The sequence below is a fragment of the Nonomuraea angiospora genome, assembly GCF_014873145.1.
Lineage (GTDB): Bacteria > Actinomycetota > Actinomycetes > Streptosporangiales > Streptosporangiaceae > Nonomuraea > Nonomuraea angiospora.
Genome location: NZ_JADBEK010000001.1, coordinates 7543902 through 7560172 on the forward strand (window position 1 = coordinate 7543902; position 16271 = coordinate 7560172).

Annotated in this window: 13 protein-coding genes and 2 tRNA genes; 3 read left to right on the forward strand and 12 right to left on the reverse strand. The window is 69.6% G+C overall.

Annotated elements, in window-relative coordinates:
* Positions 1-606 precede the first annotated feature (606 nt).
* A complete protein-coding gene (locus H4W80_RS34300) occupies positions 607-1098 on the reverse strand; it encodes a biotin/lipoyl attachment domain-containing protein (protein ID WP_192788868.1) in 492 nt (163 codons plus the stop codon).
* A 329-nt stretch (positions 1099-1427) separates the two neighbouring features.
* Between H4W80_RS34300 and H4W80_RS34305 the strand changes: the two genes are divergently transcribed.
* On the forward strand, positions 1428-1796 hold the full coding sequence (locus H4W80_RS34305; RefSeq protein WP_225963816.1) for a hypothetical protein: 369 nt from the start codon (positions 1428-1430) through the stop codon (positions 1794-1796).
* Positions 1797-1863: 67 nt separating this feature from the next.
* On the opposite strand, the gene H4W80_RS34310 is transcribed toward H4W80_RS34305, so the two are convergent.
* From H4W80_RS34310 to topA, 8 genes are all read right to left on the reverse strand, one after another.
* Positions 1864-1940: transfer RNA gene (locus H4W80_RS34310), tRNA-Thr, on the reverse strand.
* Between the two features lie 55 nt (positions 1941-1995).
* Complete coding sequence (locus tag H4W80_RS34315; protein ID WP_192793905.1) at positions 1996-2826, reverse strand: PSP1 domain-containing protein; 831 nt, start codon at positions 2824-2826, stop codon at positions 1996-1998.
* Positions 2827-3078: 252 nt separating this feature from the next.
* Entirely contained in the window at positions 3079-3990 is a 912-nt protein-coding gene (locus tag H4W80_RS34320) for a permease-like cell division protein FtsX (RefSeq protein ID WP_192788869.1), read from the reverse strand.
* 59 nt (positions 3991-4049) lie between these two features.
* The gene (locus H4W80_RS34325) at positions 4050-5222 is read right to left on the reverse strand and encodes a DNA polymerase III subunit delta' (RefSeq protein WP_192788870.1); all 1173 of its coding nucleotides are present in this window, start codon (positions 5220-5222) and stop codon (positions 4050-4052) included.
* 165 nt (positions 5223-5387) lie between these two features.
* The gene (tmk, locus tag H4W80_RS34330; RefSeq protein WP_192788871.1) at positions 5388-7457 is read right to left on the reverse strand and encodes a dTMP kinase; all 2070 of its coding nucleotides are present in this window, start codon (positions 7455-7457) and stop codon (positions 5388-5390) included.
* A 132-nt stretch (positions 7458-7589) separates the two neighbouring features.
* A complete protein-coding gene (locus H4W80_RS34335; RefSeq protein ID WP_225963817.1) occupies positions 7590-8135 on the reverse strand; it encodes a helix-turn-helix domain-containing protein in 546 nt (181 codons plus the stop codon).
* A gap of 75 nt (positions 8136-8210) precedes the next feature.
* Positions 8211-9428: a metallophosphoesterase gene (locus H4W80_RS34340; protein ID WP_192788872.1), complete on the reverse strand. Its 1218-nt coding sequence runs from the start codon at positions 9426-9428 to the stop codon at positions 8211-8213.
* Between the two features lie 58 nt (positions 9429-9486).
* Positions 9487-12171, reverse strand: coding sequence for a type I DNA topoisomerase (gene topA, locus H4W80_RS34345; RefSeq protein WP_192788873.1), 2685 nt, complete (start codon positions 12169-12171; stop codon positions 9487-9489).
* A 208-nt stretch (positions 12172-12379) separates the two neighbouring features.
* Here topA and H4W80_RS34350 point away from each other — a divergent pair, with 208 nt between their 5' ends.
* Complete coding sequence (locus H4W80_RS34350; protein WP_225963818.1) at positions 12380-12547, forward strand: DUF5703 family protein; 168 nt, start codon at positions 12380-12382, stop codon at positions 12545-12547.
* 118 nt (positions 12548-12665) lie between these two features.
* On the opposite strand, the gene H4W80_RS34355 is transcribed toward H4W80_RS34350, so the two are convergent.
* Both H4W80_RS34355 and H4W80_RS34360 read right to left on the reverse strand, forming a co-directional pair.
* Complete coding sequence (locus tag H4W80_RS34355; RefSeq protein ID WP_192788875.1) at positions 12666-14678, reverse strand: chaplin; 2013 nt, start codon at positions 14676-14678, stop codon at positions 12666-12668.
* A gap of 235 nt (positions 14679-14913) precedes the next feature.
* Complete coding sequence (locus H4W80_RS34360) at positions 14914-15507, reverse strand: hypothetical protein (protein ID WP_318787198.1); 594 nt, start codon at positions 15505-15507, stop codon at positions 14914-14916.
* Between the two features lie 342 nt (positions 15508-15849).
* Here H4W80_RS34360 and H4W80_RS34365 point away from each other — a divergent pair.
* A tRNA-Leu gene (locus tag H4W80_RS34365) sits at positions 15850-15935 on the forward strand.
* 71 nt (positions 15936-16006) lie between these two features.
* Here the strand turns inward: H4W80_RS34365 and H4W80_RS34370 are convergent.
* Complete coding sequence (locus H4W80_RS34370; RefSeq protein WP_192794449.1) at positions 16007-16246, reverse strand: hypothetical protein; 240 nt, start codon at positions 16244-16246, stop codon at positions 16007-16009.
* Positions 16247-16271: the final 25 nt, after the last annotated feature.

The window sequence follows — 16271 nt, forward strand, 5'->3', positions numbered from 1 at the left end:
GTGTCCCGGGCTGGATGGCGTGAAGCCGGAACCCCGCCTCTCTTACGAAGTACGGGCCGTCCTCGATGCTCAGGCCATGTGGCTGTGGCTCCCCGAGAATCCGCTCATGTGCAGGTCTCTGGTCTTTTCCCGAGGACTGGGGCACGCTCTTCCCGCCGGCCAGGCCGCCGGCCCGTTCACCGCGGCACTCGCCGAGCTGATCGCCCTTCAGGCCAACCAGTTACACATACGATTAGCGACCATGAACGCGCCGCCGGGGAACGCTACCCCGGCCCCCCGAGCGCGGTGAAACAATCTCCGCATGAGCACTCGCCGCCTCAACAGCCCGCGTCACCGCGCCGCTAATTGATCTTTAATCTCCGCGGACGACGGCTGAACTTTCGGCCAGCACCCTGGTCATCTCCACCTCCGCGGGGACGGCGAACCGGCCACCAACGCCAAACTGCACAGCCCTCAGGGTGGCATTGACAGGCAGGACTCGGGTCTGGCCCACCAGCCTGAGAACGCTGGATAAGCACAGGTGAGATGCGTATCGGTTGGATCCTGCGCCATTACTACCGGGACTCCTAGAAGCTCATGTAGGTGGGCACCCCGGCGATTGCCGGTCTAGTCGTCGGCTTGGGCGATGAACTCGGCGTAACCGTCCGCGTCCCAATTGAAATCGGACTTGGGCTTGTGGTCATGGATCTCCATCTCAAACAGCCAGCCCTCGCCGTAGGGGTCCCTGACGATTAGCTCCGGAGTGTTGGCGAGCTCGGTGTTGACGGCGACTACTTTCGCCTCGACTGGTGCGCAGAAATCGCTCCAAGCCTCGCCAGGAGCAGCATCCCCGTCCTCCCACTCCTCATCAGAGTCAGCATCCCCCTCCTGACTCCAAACGACCCGACCGAAGCAGTCACCGAAATCGACGTAGCTACCCACCTCAGGCAACTCCACCCGCAGCCCGCTGTCGGGGATCTGACCTATGAAGAAGGTGGTGAAGCCGACCCTCACCCGGTCGCCAGGCGTGTCCAGCTTCCTGTTGCGCTCGAACCACTCCCCGTTGCCCCACATGTGCAGCTCACCGGCGTACAGGCGATCCTGGGGGTACTCGCTCACTTCTTCCTCCCGCAGAAAGGCAAATCGAACTCTTCTGATCTTCGCCCGCCGGCGGCCGTGGTGTCGAGGGACGACGTCTCTGGGCGGCGCGGTGCTGGACGACCGCCTCGGCGACCCCGTAGCGGAAGGAAGTGGATCGCCCACCCGCAACATCCGGTCAGACTGACGATCAACCCGTATCTGCTCTCCGGAAACCTGGAGAGCCTTCTTTATTTGATCCGTGCTGAGGTGGAGTAGTGAATCAAGAGGAACGCGCGCGAACCGCTGCCTTGCGGGAGCGCTTCGCGGCCTTGGGCGCTGGGGATCCTGACAGTGGGACTGTCTCTGAGGTGGCCGAGAACATCCCCCAGCTTGCTCGCTTTCTCGCGCTGCGTCACATCTGGCCAACACTGATCAACGGCTGGGCGGCAACCAGCGCTCGGGAGAGCGTCCCTGCTGCTGAGCGCCTACTCGCAGCCGGTGCCGATCGTACCGATCTCGTACGCGTTGCTCGATCCGTTGCCTACGAGACGGCCTTTGCCCTGCTGTACAGCATCACAGCCCACGGCTACGACGACGAAGCACCCGATGCTCCCGGATGGCGCCTGATGGAAACGACGCCGGCGGGCGAACTCACCGGCAGGTCGTTGCAGGCCCTGCACGAGGATCTGCTCTCCATGGATCCTTCGGGCCAGGAGGGCGGGGATCTCTCCGAATAGAACATGGCCCCGTTGCTGTACGACCATGCAAAAGGCCCTCCCGGATCATCTGGGAGGGCCTTTGACCTGGAGCCGCCTTGGGGATTCGAACCCCAGACCCCTTCATTACGAGTGAAGTGCTCTGGCCGACTGAGCTAAGGCGGCGTGCTCTGCGACTTGGAAGAGTCTACAGGAGCCGAAGGGGTCCTCGCTCCTTCGATCACGCCTCGCTTGGATCTCCGTACGTCGAGTCGTACGCCTTTCGCGGCGCGCACACGCTGGCCTTCGAGCAGGCGCAGCGCCGCCCCCCGTCGTTGAGGCGCACCACCACGGAGTCCGACGGGACGTTGTGGCCCACCACGACGCCAGGCCCCTGCGGGGTCTCCACGTTCGCCCCCGCCCGCGGGGCCGAGGCGCGGAACTCCTGGTAGAGCGGGTGTTCGTACTTCAGGCAGCACATGAGCCGCCCGCACGCCCCAGCGATCCGCAGTGGATTGACCGGAAGGTCCTGGTCCTTGGCCATACGTACCGAGACCGGCTCGAAGTCCTTCAGGAACGTGGCACAGCACAGGTCACGGCCGCAGGGCCCGATGCCGCCCTGCAGCCGCGCCTCGTCCCTCGGCCCGATCTGCCGCAGCTCGACCCTGGCCCGCAGGTTGCGGGCCAGGTCGCGGACCAGGGCGCGGAAGTCGACCCGGTGCGGCGCCGAGAAGTAGACCGTGTAGATGTTGTCCTCGTCGAGGTAGTCGATCCCGACCACCTTCATCGGCAGCGTGTGCCGCTTGATCAGCCGTTTCGACACGCTGCGGGCCTCGGCTCTGCGGCGCTTGTTGGTCTCGTCTCGGGCCAGGTGCTCCTCGCCCGCCAGGCCCGCGCACAGGGGCAGGCCGTCGACGTCCTCGCTCGTGTACTGCGGCGCCCAGACGCACTCCGCCACCTCGGGGCCCGAGTCGGTCGGCACGAGCACCTTGTCGCCCACCTTCGGGCTGTGCTCGCCGGGATCGAGGTAGTAGAGCCTCCCGTAACGGGTGAAGCTCACGGCCATGATCATTCCCATGGGCTCGAGCTCGCCTCCTGACGGCCTAGGGGTCGGTCGTAAGACCTTCCCTGCCACATTACGTGTGCCGCGCGCGGAGAGTTAGGGGGGAGCCGGATCACTTGTCCATCGGGCACACCTTGCTCTCGGGCAGGATCAGCCCATAGCGGTCCATCAGGCGGCTGCTGTCGTTCACGTACTTTCGGTAGATGGCCCGGCTCACCCCTGGCGCCCTCGCATGACGTCTGCTCGAGTCACCCGACGGGCTCACTGACGCGGCGCGCAGACCTTGCTGTCGGACAGGTCACCCCGCCCGTACTCCGCGAGAAGCTTGGTCTGGGCATCCACACACCTCTGGTTGTACACCTGACTCACCCCTGGCAGCCGCGCCAGGCTGCGGCTCACCGCGTTCCAGTCGGTCTCGGACCGCATTTTCAGCCGGTACGACTCAGGAATGTCCGACATCCGGGTGGCGTTCACGAGCGACTCGTTGTCGGCGTAGGACTCGACAAAGTTCCGGTACGCCGTCGCCTGGTCCTCGAAGACGTACGTCTCGACCCCGGGCGTGCCCTCGATCGCCTTGACTACGGCCTTCTTCTCCTTGAGAGTCGCGATCTTCCCGTTCGCCCCGCCGCGACCGGACAGGCAGGCCGGCGTGGCAGAGTCCCTCACGCACAGAAAGATAGAAATGTCCCATTTCGGCGCCATAGGCCGCGTATCGCCATAGAGCACGGTTTGGTCGACGACCTCGCCCACCCCAGGTCGCCGATACACCGCGTGCCGCACCCGATCCGGGTCGGCCCCGTTCTTCACCCGCAGGCGGAACGACTCCGGCAGGTCCTTCGCCCGCACGGCCTTCAGCAGCGTCCTGTTGCCGGCGAAGTCCCGCCGGAAGCTCTCGTACGCGCTCGCCCGATCCACGAACCGGACGTCGCTCAGCTCCGGCCTGGACTCCAGGAACGTCCTGAGCGCCTGCTTCTGCTTCGCCGTGGCACCGCGCTTGTGGCAGCCGTAGGTGGTCGGAACGCACAGGAAGACGGTCATCTCCCATTCGTCGCTCGCGCTGACCTCCGGGGCGGACACCGGGTCCGCCGCGGCCGGCGTACCGACGAGGATCGACATCCCGGCCAGCAGCGCGACCATCAACGACCGTAACCCCTGAGGCGCCTCTCCGGTCACTGCCACTCCCCATCCCCACGCGATCGACCCCGGGCAGCCTAGTGCCCCTTGATCACGGGTCAGGAACGCAGCGACAGCATCATCGCCTCGACGGCCATCTGCGGGTTGACGTTCGCCGCCAGCCGCTCCCTGCACTGCATGATCGCGTCGATCCGGCGCAGCGTCTCCTCGGGCGTGGCCGCCTTGGCGAGCTGGTCGAGGTCGAAGCGGAGGTCGTCGTTGGCCAGCTCGACCCCGGCCCCGAACTGCATCGCCAGCACGTCCCGGTAGAACGACACCAGCTCCAGCAGCGCCGCGTCCAGCGAGTCGCGCTTGATCCGCGTGGCCCGCGACTTCTGCCGGTCCTCCAGCTCCTTCAGGGCCCCGGCCCCGCCGCGGACGAGCCCCCGGTTGAGCCCCTTGCCCGTGGATCCTTCGCCGTAGAGCTTGCGCAGCTCGGCGGTCTCGTTCTCGTTGAGCGCGGCCGTGGCCACGGCGGCCTCCTCCTCCGCGGTCTTGACCAGCCGCTCGGCGGCCGAGACGCACTCACCCACCCCGGTCAGCGAGCGTGGGATGCCCAGGACGGCCTCACGACGCCGCCTGACGCCCTCGTCGAGCGCCAGCGCCCGCGCCCTGCCGATGTGCCCCTGGGCGGCCCTGGCGGCGAACCTGGCCACCTCCGGCGGCACGCTGTCGCGCGTGGCCAGCACATGGGCGACGGCCTCCGTGCCGGGGGTGGTCAGGTTGACCACCCGGCAGCGCGACCTGATGGTGATCATGAGGTCGTCGGGGGCGGGCGCGCACAGCAGCCAGACCGTACGGGGCGGGGGCTCCTCGATGGCCTTGAGCAGGGCGTTGGCGGCCGACTCCGTGGCCCGGTCGGCGTCCTCGAACAGGATGACCCGCCACCGCCCCTGCGTCGGCGCCCCGGCCGCGCGCAGGATGAGCTCGCGGGTCTGCTTGACGCTGTAGGACAGGCCCTGGGGGCGTACGGACTCCAGGTCCGGGTGGGAGCCGACGAACACCTGGTGGCACTGGTCACAGTGGCCGCACCCGCCGTCGGAGCAGAGCAGCGCGGCGGCGAAAGCGCGAGCGGCGTCCTCCCGGCCCGAGCCCGGCGGCCCGGTGAACAGCCACGCGTGCGTCATGCCCGCGCCGCGCCCGCCCCTGACGACCTCCCCGGCCGCCGCCGCGGCCCGCGACAGCACGGCCACCGCCTGGTCCTGCCCGACGAGGTCATCGAAAACTGCCACGACGTAAGGCTAACCGCCGACGGCAGTCCCCACGCCCGTACGCGCGGGCTCATCGGCGACAGCGGCCCGTCGTAGAGGCCCCACGCCCCGTACGCGCGGGAGGGGCGGGCTCGTCGGCGACGGCGGCGCGTCGTAGGGGCCCCACGTGCGTACGCGCGGGAGGGGCTAGTCGCGGATGGTGGGCATCGTCCAGTCGCCGCGGATGGCGGGCATCGTGCCCGTGGCGTCCTCGGACTCCTGCGGCACCGGGTCCGGCAGGATGTCGCGGATCCGGTCCTGGATCTGGCGGGTGATCTCCTCGGGCGCCAGCGTGCCGTCCACCACCAGGTAACGCTCGGGCGCAGCCGCGGCCAGTGCCCGGAACTCCTTGCGCACCCGCTCGTGGAAGTCCAGCGGCTCCGACTCGATCCGGTCGGCGGCCCCGCCCAGCCGGGTCAGCCCCACCTGCGGCGGCGTGTCGATGAGCACCGTCAGGTGCGGGACCAGCCCGCCGGTGGCCCAAGCGTTGATCTTGGACACGTCCTCGGGGTCGAGCGCCCGCCCGGCCCCCTGGTAGGCCAGGGACGAGTCCACGTAGCGGTCGGTGATCACGAGCGAGCCCCGGTAGAGCGCGGGACGGATCACCTTCTCCACGTGCTCGGCCCGGTCGGCGGCGTAGAGCAGGGCCTCGGAGCGCGCCGACAGCCCGCGCTCGGCCGCGTCGAGCAGGATCGCCCGCAGCCGCATGCCGACCTTGGTCGAGCCCGGCTCCCGCGTCTGCACCACGTCGTAGCCCTGGTCGCGCAGCCAGATGGCGATCAGCCGCGACTGGGTCGTCTTGCCCGACCCCTCGCCGCCCTCGAACGCCACGAACAGCCCGGGCACCGCCTCGGCCGACTCGGCCGGGAAGCGCTCGCCGCGCACCGCCGCGATGAGGTCGCCGGCCAGCGAGACGCCCTTCCTGTCGTCCATGTGCCGCAGCGCCAGGATGCCCACGACCATCGCGAGCACCCCGCCGATGACCAGCACCAGGTTGGAGCCGTCGAACCGGTAGGCGAGCGCGCCGAACCGCAGCCAGTGGACGTCGAAGATCGCCGCCAGCGGGTTGGCCACGGCGACCACCAGCAGCAGGGTCACCCGCGCCGTGGACTGCAGGAACGCGAACGTACGGCCCCGCAGCGCGTCCTCGACCTCGAGCCCGATCAGCGTGTAGCCGATGATCCACGCGATGCCCGCGCACGCCCCCAGCAGCACGGTCAGCATGACCACGATCACCAGGTTGTGCACCAGCGCGGTGGCCACCAGCACGAGCCCCGCGACGGTGATGGCCAGGCCGAACAGCCGCCGCCGCGACAGCTCGCGCAGCAGCCTGAGGCCGAAGAACATGCCCAGCGCCATGCCGACGAAGACCGCGCCGAACACGACGCCGTAGGCCGCGTCGCCGCCGCCGAGCGCCTGGACGTAGATCTTCGCGACGCCGACCACGGCCCCGCCCGCGGCGAAGGCGCCCAGCATGCCGATGATCAGCCCGCGCACCAGCCGGTTGCCGCCCACGAACCGCCAGCCCTCGACGATCTGCTTGAGCACGGAGGGCGTGGAGATGGCGCCGTCACGCTTGGGGATCTCGCGCAGCGTGAAGATCAGGACGGCGGAGACGAGGTAGGCGCAGGCGTTGACGACCAGCGCGAGCGACGTGGCGTCCTGGCCGGACATGAACGGCACCACGCTCGTGAGCATGTCGCCCACCACGGACAGCGCCGCGAACAGCAGGGCCGCGACCGGCGCGGTGCCGTAGGTGACGAGCAGGTTGAGCCGGTTGGCCGACTCGAGCTGCTCCTTGCGCACCAGGTTGGGCACCGTGGCGTCCTTGGCCGGGACCCAGAACAGGTTGACGCACTCGACCAGGACGGTCGCGACGATCACCCACTGGTAGCTGCGGACGAACGGGATCGACAGCACCACGGCGAACCTGAGCAGGTCGGCCACGACCATCATCAGCCGCCGGTCGAACCGGTCGGCGAACACCCCGGCGAGCGGCCCGAGCAGCACGGCGGGCAGCATCTTGGCGATGAACACCCCGCCGACGGCCAGCGACTGCAGCCGGTAGTCGCTCTGCGTGAGATTACCGGCCAGGGCGGTCAGCGCCAGGATGTTGAGCCAGTCGCCCAGGCTGCACACCGACATGGCCATCCAAAGCCGTCGAAACGGCGCATTGGCCAGCACGTGGGCCGGGCGGCTTCGCCCAGGGGCAGTCATGATTTCAGCGTATCCAGGAAGTGGGCGGACAACAGACCAGCCGGATATTCCCGGCCGACTCGGGGCTGAGGGTATTACGTTCGCGGGCCAGCGTGCAGGTTACAGACCTCGAATAGGCCCCCAAAAGCATCATCAATTCATAACTCCGGCCTCACGTCGGGCCTCTTCCACCAATGGCCCCCACTCCGCGCGGATCTCCGCGGGCAGCTCCAGCTCGCCCCACAGCTCGACGAGCAGCACCCCGTCCACATGATCGAGCAGCTCCTGGGGCTCGCCCTCGCACAGCAGCACGGTGTAGGCCGCCCGGCGCGCCTGCCGGTCGGCCAGGTCGTAGACCCGCTCCCGCAGCCGCACGACGCCCAGCGCCGCCCCGACCGGCAGCCGCCGCAACCTGCTCGGCACGTGGAACGTCCGCCCGCCGCCCGCGCGGGCCGCGAACTCGACCTTGGCCTCCAGCGCCAGCCGGAAGCCGGCCGCGTCGAGAATGCGCCCCGCGGTCTCCAGCGTCGGCGACTTCCTGCCGTGCTCGTAGGCCGACAGCGTGGTCCTCGACGTGCCGCTCACGCTGGCCAGGACGCGCTGATTCATGCTCGCGGCATGCCGGGCCTGCTTGAACAGCTGCCCGCCCCGCTGGGCCCAGAAGGCGGCATGCGCCGCCTCCATAGGCGAGGAGACCATCCCCCACCTCCGATCAGTATCCGGTTGGATACTCTACGCCATCATGACCGCAGGTGACCAGTGGATTGCGGAAAGTCAGCCGCGCAACTCCAGCAGCGTGATCTCGGGCGGCGCCCCGACGCGCACCGGCGGGCCCCAGAAGCCGGCGCCCCTGGTGACGTAGACCTGCACCCCGTCGACCGTGGCCAGGCCGGAGACCACGGGCTGCTGCAGGCCCACCACGAGGTTGAACGGCGCGATCTGCCCGCCGTGCGTGTGGCCGGACAGCTGCAGGTCGACGCCGTGGCGAGCGGCCTGGGCGACCTGGACCGGCTGGTGTGCCAGCAGCACCGTGGACCGGCCGGTGTCCCGGCCGCCCAGCGCCTTGTCGAAGTCGGGCCCGTCGCCCGCCGAGGCGCCGTTGAGGTCGTTGACCCCGGCGAGGTCGAGCACGGCGCCCTGGTGCCTGATCTCCACGCGCTCGTTACGCAGCGAGCGTACGCCGAGCTGATCGAGCTCCTCGATCCACTCCATGGGCCCGCTGGGAGCGAAGTATTCGTGGTTGCCGGTCACGAAATATGCCCCGTAACGGGACTCCAGGCTCTTCAGCGGCTGCGCCAGCGGCCCCAACTGGGCCACCGACCCGTCGACCAGGTCGCCCACGATCGCCACCACGTCGGCCTCCAGGCCGTTGATCATGCGGACGATCCGCTCGGTGTGCCCCCTGCCCGTGAGCGGCCCCAGGTGGATGTCGCTCACCACGGCGAACCGCAGGCCGCTGAGCCGTGAATCCAGCTTCGGCAGGGCCACCTTGACGCGTTCGATCACGGGGTCGCCCAGGGCGCTCGTCATGCCGTACCCGACCGTGCCCAGCGCTCCCACGCCCGCGATGGCGGCGGTGGTCCGCCCCAGGAAGAGCCTCCTGCTGATCGGGGCCACCACGGGAGCGGGCTCCGGAGGCGCCGGGGCGCCCGCCATGGCGGGCACGGGCACCGGCGCCGCCTCGGGCGCCACAGCCTGCCGCGAGGCCCTGCGCAGGACGAGCGCGGCCACCGCCCGCGGCACCTCCAGCACCACGAGGAAGACGATCAGGTAGAACATCAGCGCCAGCCAGACGTAGCCCGGCCAGGCCAGCCAGTGCCCGAGGTCCATCCGCGTGGCCGCGAACGTGGCCACGACGAGCACCACCAGCCCCACCACGCCCCACGTCAGCGCCTTGCGCAGCCGCCCGGGGGCCGTGGTGGAACGGACCATCCGCTGCCACAGATAAAGGTGTGCCAGCAGGACCAGGCCCGCGAAGAACAAGACGATCACAGCATCGATGCTACTTGCGGGGCCGCGTCCGGCGGCCCCGCGGACCTCGTGATTCGCCCTACGACTTGGCCGCCGGCTTCTTCGCGGGAGCCTTCTTCGCCGGCGCCTTCCGCGTGGTGGTCTTCTTGGCCGCCGGCGCCCGCTCGCGCCGCTCGGCCAGCAGCTCGGCCGCCCGCTCGGTCGTGATGTCCTCGACCGTGTCGCCCTTGCGCAGCGACGCGTTCGTCTCGCCGTCGGTCACGTAAGGCCCGAACCGCCCCTCCTTCACCACGATGGGCTTCTTGGAGTTGGGGTCGGCGCCCAGCTCGCGCAGCGGCGCCGCCGCCGCGGCCCGCCGGCCGCGCTGCTTCGGCTGCGCGAACAGCTCCTTGGCCTGCTCGATCGTGACCGTCAGCAGGTCTTCTTCGGAGGCCAGCGAGCGCGAGTCGGTGCCCTTCTTCAGGTAGGGGCCGAACTTGCCGTTGGAGGCCACGACCTCCTCGCCCTCCAGCTCGCCCACGAGCCTGGGGATCGACAGCAGCTTGAGCGCGTCCTCGAGCGTGATCGTGTCCAGCGACATCGTCTTGAACAGCGACGACGTGCGCGGCTTGGGCGCGTCGGCCTTCTTCGTCCGCTTCTTGGGCGCCTCGTCCTCGGGCGGCTCGGGCAGGACCTCCGTCACGTACGGGCCGTAGCGGCCGTCCTTGGCCACGATCAGGTTGCCGGACACCGGGTCGCGCCCGAGCTCCCGGTCGCCCGTCGGCCTGGAGAACAGCTCCTCGGCCTTCTCCGCCGTCAGCTCGTCGGGCGTCATGTCCTCGGGCACGTTGACCCGCGCGCCGTCCCTGTCGAGGTAAGGCCCGTAGCGCCCGACCCGCAGCACGATGTCCGTGCCCTTGACCGGGAACGAGCTGATCTCCTTGGCGTCGATGTCACCGAGGTCGGTGACCATCTCCTTCAGGCCCTCGTCGCCGTCGGAGCCGTAGTAGAAGCGCTGCAGCTCCGGCACCCGCTCGGCCCGGTCGTTGGCGATGTCGTCGAGGACCTTCTCCATCTCGGCCGTGAAGTCGTAGTCGACCAGGTTGCCGAAATGCTGCTCCAGCAGGTTGACCACGGCGAACGCCAGGAACGACGGCACCAGCGCCGTGCCCTTCTTGAACACGTAGCCGCGGTCGAGGATGGTGCCGATGATCGAGGCGTACGTCGAAGGCCGCCCGATCTCGCGGTCCTCCAGCTCCTTGACCAGCGACGCCTCGGTGTAACGCGCGGGCGGCTTGGTCGAGTGGCCCGCCACGTCGAGCCTGGTGACGCTGAGGGCGTCGCCCTCCGCCAGGTTGGGCAGCCGCTTCTCGGAGTCGTCGCGGTCGGTCGAGGGGTCGTCGGCCCCCTCCACGTACGCCTTGAGGAACCCGTAGAACGTGATCGTCCGCCCGGAGGCGCTGAACTCGACGTCCTCGCCCGACGACGACCTGCCGCCCACCTTGACCGTGATCGACTCGCCGACCGCGTCCTTCATCTGCGAGGACACCGTGCGCTGCCAGATCAGCTCGTACAGCCGGAACATGTCGCCCGACAGCCCGGTCTCGCCCGGCGTGCGGAACTCCTCGCCCGACGGCCGGATCGCCTCGTGCGCCTCCTGCGCGCTCTTCACCTTGCTGCTGTAGACGCGCGGCTTGTCGGGCACGTACGCGGCCCCGTACAGCTTGATCGCCTGCGACCTGGCGGCCGCCACGGCGGTCTCCGACAGCGTGATGCTGTCGGTACGCATGTAGGTGATGAAGCCGTTCTCGTAGAGCCGCTGCGCCACCTGCATCGTGTACTTCGCGGAGAACCCCAGCTTCCGGCTGGCCTCCTGCTGCAGCGTGGTCGTCCGGAACGGCGCGTACGGCTTGCGCGTGTACGGCTTGCGCTCGACGGACTTGACCGCGAACGACGCGCCCCTCAGCCGCCCGGCCAGCTCGCCCGCGGCCTGCTCGGACAGGTGGAGCACGTCGACGTTCTTGAGCCGCCCGGTGCTGGCGAAGTCGCGGCCCTGCGCCACCCGCTTGCCGTCGACCCCCGTGAGGGTCGCGGTGAAGTCACGCGGCCGCTCCTCGGACTTGCCGGTGTCGAAGAGCGCCTGCAGGTCCCAGTAGTGGGCGGCCGTGAACGCCATGCGCTCCCGCTCCCGCTCCACCACCAGCCTCGTCGCCACCGACTGCACGCGGCCGGCCGACAGGCGCGGCTTGACCTTCTTCCACAGGACCGGGCTGACCTCGTAGCCGTAGAGGCGGTCGAGGATGCGCCGGGTCTCCTGGGCGTCGACCAGGCGCAGGTTGAGGTCGCGCGGGTTGGCCACGGCGTCCTGGATGGCCTGCGGGGTGATCTCGTGGAACACCATGCGGTGGACCGGGACCTTGGGCTTGAGCACCTCGCGCAGGTGCCAGGCGATGGCCTCGCCCTCGCGGTCCTCGTCAGTGGCCAGATAGAGCTCGTCGGCGTCCTTCAGCAGCTGCCGCAGCTTGTTGACCTGCGACCGCTTGTCCGGGTTGACGACGTACAGCGGCTCGAACTCGTGCTCGACATTGACCCCGAGGCGGGCCCATGGGGCTCCCTTGTACTTCTCGGGGATGTCGTCGGCCTTCTCCGGAAGGTCACGGATGTGGCCGATGCTCGATTCGACGATGTAGCCGCGCCCGAGGTACCCGGCGATCGTCTTCGCCTTGGCGGGCGACTCGACGATCACCAGGCGTGTTCCGCCGGCGCTGCCGTTCTTGGCTGGCACGCTGCTTCCTACCTCGCTGTTCGCTTTGCAAATCCCCCTGCCGGGAGTCGGCACAGACTGAAAGGTAACCCGACTCGCGGAAATTTCCTTCCCCCGGGCTACCCACTAGCTTCCGGGTCCACCCACAAGCACGCAGAATAAGGCCCATCGAGCGGCATGGCGCCCTGACTCACCCTGGAGACTAATCGTTGTGCTCGACTACTCCTACATGGATATCTTCATTCCACGCGATCTCACTCGTGAAGCAGCACGTCAGCTGCTGACCGAACACGCAGAGTACGGGCAGTGGGAGCTGGCCCGCGTACGCGTGTACCCCGACGGGAGCCGCCACGTACGGCTACGTCGCAAGGTCATGCGGGTACGCAGCACGCTGTGAACCCCGGACATGGCTTTGCCCGCCCCGGGCCGCGCCCCCGGAACGGGCAAAGCGTCTAACGCTGACCGCTCACAGGCTGTGAGCGGTAGCCGTCCTTGTTACGTGCTGCCTGATTCCCTTACTTCCGGCCGAACCGGAACCGGCGGGCGGTCCCGAACAGCGTCGCCGAGGCGGCGAACATCGCGCCGATCATGAGGGCGAGCAGGGAGCTGGAGTTCATCCCCCCGAGGCCGGCGGGCTGCTCGGCGCTCATCAGGCCGCTGACCGGCAGGCCGCGGGTGGCCGAGGTCACGGCGCCGCCGACCGGGGTGCCGGCCACCAGGCCGGTCGCCGGGTCGAGCACGGACACGGCGCCGCTGGAGGCGGCGGGGCGCCCGGCCCCGTCGACCAGGCCGGCCGCGTGCTTCTTCTTCGGCTGGGCCGGGGTCTGCGCCTGGCCGGGCAGGCCGGGCAGCTCGGGCAGGCTCGGCAGGCCGAACGTCTGAGCGGCGTCCTCGACCAGCGGCACCGAGGTCAGACCCGTACCGGTGACCTCCTGCAGCTTGCCGGTCACGCCCAGCTGCTGCGGAACCCCGGCCAGGTCGTTGCCCTTCTGGGCGGCGCCGGCGAGGTCCTGCGCGCCGCCCAGGACCGGGACGGCGGGCAGCATGGGCAGCAGCCCGCCCTTGGAGCCCTTGCCGGCCGTCCTCTCGACGCCGCCGCGGACGTATCCGTGCCCGTACCCGGGCTTGCCGACGTTCGCCCCGCCGAGGCACCCGGCCGCGGCGTCGCCGAGGACGGCCGCCGCGTTGCCGCAGACGTTGATGGGAGCGGCGATCGGGGCGATGATCTGGTTGCCCGCGAGCACCCCGGCGCGGCCGGAGGTGTGGTTGCCGCCGCCACCGGTGCGGTCGACCTTGGCCCCGCCCTTGCAGTGGGCCCTGGAGGCGCCGAGCACGGCGGCCGCGTTGCCGCAGATGTTGATCGGGGCGGTGATCGGGGCGATCACCTGGTTGCCGCTCAGCACGCCGGCCCGGCCGGAGGTGTGGTTGCCACCGGCGCCGGTGCCGCCGTTCTTCACGCGGGCGCCGCCCTTGCAGCCGGCGAACGCGTGCCCGACCAGGGCGACCGCGTTGCCGCAGACGTTGACGGGCGCGCTGATCGGCGCCACCACCTGGTTGCCGCTGAGGACGCCCGCCTGGCCGGAGGTGACGTTGCCGCCCGCCCCGGACCCGCGGCGGGTGTTCTCGACCTTGGCGCCGCCCTCGCACCGGGCGACGGCGTTGCCCACGGCGTTGCCGCAGACGTTGACGGGCGCGCTGATCGGGGCGATCACCTGGTTGCCGCTGCCGACCCCGAAGCGTCCGTCGGTGTCGTTGCCCGAGGAGCCCACGGGGCCGCGGGGGCCGTGGTAGCCGTCCCGGCCGCCGCCGTTGGTGACGGTCGAGCCACCCTTGCAGCCCGCGAACGCCCGGCCGACGACGGCGATGGCGTTGCCGCAGATGTTGACCGGCGCGGAGATCGGCGCGACGACCTGGTTGCCGCCCAGCACGCTGGCGTTGCCCGAGGTGCGGTTGCCGCCCGCGCCCTGTCCGGTGTTGTGGACGCTGGAGCCGCCCTTGCAGCCCGCCGTCGCGTCGCCGAAGATCGCGACCGCGTTGCCGCAGGCGTTGATCGGCGCGGAGATCGGCGCGGTGATCTGGTTGCCGCCGAGCACGCTGGCGTCGCCGGAGGTGCGGTTGCCGCCCGCGCCGCCCTTGCCCTGGTTGCGAACGGTGGCGCCGCCCTTGCAGCCGGCGTCGGACCTGCCGACCAGGGAGATGGCGTTGCCGCAGGCGTTGACCGGGACGCTGATGGGCGCGTTCACCTGGTTGCCGCCGAGCACGCTCGCGTTGCCCGAGGTGCGGTTGCCGGGGATGCCGCCCTTGTTGACGACCTCGGCGCCGCCCTGCGAGCTGGCCGAGGAACTGCCGATCGCGCCGACGGAGTTGCCGCTGATGTCGATGGGCAGGGAGATCGGCAGGTCGACCTGGTTGCCGCCGCCGACGGACGCGTCGCCCGAGGTGTCGGCCAGGGCGGTGCCGCCGCCGAACGACATGACGGCAACGGCGAGCAGGGCCGCGGGAGTAGATACCTTTGCCCACGTACGCATGAGAATGCTCCTAGTGGTTCTTCTTGGGGGGATAACTTCTTGGGGGATAACGGAACGGTTCGCGGGCAGCCCGAGGCCGTGCGAGGTTTCGCGCACAGCGGAGACCTCGGATTCGCGAACAGCTGAACTGACGTGTTTGTGCACCCGCCGGCGGAGAGGCGTCTCAGATCGCGCTCAACCGCGTTACTTCGGAAAGGGGCCGGTCAACGAAAGGACCGGCAGCTGCAAGGCGGGATCAGTCAGGCGAGAAGGAGGGGTCGTCCGCCGCTGTGCGGACGACGGGGGCAGGCACCCGCGCCAGGAGGGCGCGCGTCACCTGCAGCCGCGGGTCGAACACGGACCTCGCGACGTCCCCCGCAGCGGCACCGAAGGAGCCGCTGCCACCGCCGTTGGGCACCAAGCCATTGGTGTCCAGGATCTTTCCGGCGGTGGATGGCGATGGCAGGCCAGGATCCTGCTGGCTGTTGAGCCCGTCGACCGTGCGCCCGGCCATGGCCTGGGCGTTGTCATCGGGGCTGGTGAGGGAGTGAGGCGCCTGAGCGGACGCGGCTCCGTCCACGGTCTGCGCGGCCGTGGTCTTCGCGTGCGCGTCCGCCGTAGGAGTCGCCACTTCGGCCGCCGCCGGGGCGGCGGTGAGCATGCCGAAGATGACGGCGAACAGCCATCCGGCGGCTACCAGGGCGCCGACCGTGACTGCCCGCACGACGAGCCGCCGGGCACCGGCCGCGAACCGCGCCATCCGGTCAACCCGAACGGTGTCCGGGACGGTCACGGGCAGGCGATGCGCACCGAGGGCCACAGCCCTCCGCTGCACCACCTTGCGCGCCACGTGACCTCCCGCACTCCAGAACCGGCCTCATTTGTCGTGAGGCCGGTCCATGGACTCACCCCTCAACGGTCCGTAACCGTAGCAGCACTCAAGGTTGCCGCAAGAGCTTTTCATCGGAGACCCAGAAATTCGCCAACTCCCCATGGGCCAAACCCCCACCAACTGCCCCAACACCCTCTGGCGTACGCCAGCGGGACCCCATCAGGAGCTCTCGGCCGCCCCATATCCCGGCTCTTGGAGACACCTCGGGGAGGCGAGCTGATTCTTGGTATGACGCACCCCTCAGAGTTTGCTAACCTTACTGAGCCGACGCGAGATGACGGTCCCGCGTGCAGGCACCAAGTCCGGGTGGCGGAATAGGCAGACGCGCTAGCTTGAGGTGCTAGTGCCCAGTGATGGGCATGGGGGTTCAAGTCCCCCCTCGGACACAAACAGGTCGCCTATGGGTCCTGGTCACGGGTAGACGTGACCAGGACTTTCTGTTTTGACGGGTGGTAGATCACTCGCCGCGGTCCTGCGGACAAGCTCTTCCTTGGATCCATCCGGCGACGAGCGCCGGCTCGGCGCCCGCCTCAAGGGCAGCCCGATGCTGGGCGAGCTTGCGGTCACACCCGGCGATCTGGCGGCGCGCCATGGCGAGCGCTTGGGCCTCGGGCGGTGTCACGTCCTGTGCGGCCGTCAGGACGTCGAGGATCTGGTCGACGTTGTGGTGCGCGAACAGTTGGCCCAGCCAGCGCATCCAACTCTCTCCGACCGGGACCAAC

Excerpts from the sequence above, each read along its gene's own strand:
- H4W80_RS34335 (WP_225963817.1), bottom strand. The coding sequence starts at position 8,135 with ATGGTCTCCTCGCCTATGGAGGCGGCGCATGCCGCCTTCTGGGCCCAG.
- tmk (WP_192788871.1), bottom strand. The coding sequence starts at position 7,457 with ATGACTGCCCCTGGGCGAAGCCGCCCGGCCCACGTGCTGGCCAATGCG.
- H4W80_RS34355 (WP_192788875.1), bottom strand. The coding sequence starts at position 14,678 with ATGCGTACGTGGGCAAAGGTATCTACTCCCGCGGCCCTGCTCGCCGTT.
- H4W80_RS34370 (WP_192794449.1), bottom strand. The coding sequence starts at position 16,246 with ATGCGCTGGCTGGGCCAACTGTTCGCGCACCACAACGTCGACCAGATC.
- H4W80_RS34350 (WP_225963818.1), top strand. The coding sequence starts at position 12,380 with ATGGATATCTTCATTCCACGCGATCTCACTCGTGAAGCAGCACGTCAG.
- H4W80_RS34315 (WP_192793905.1), bottom strand. The coding sequence starts at position 2,826 with ATGATCATGGCCGTGAGCTTCACCCGTTACGGGAGGCTCTACTACCTC.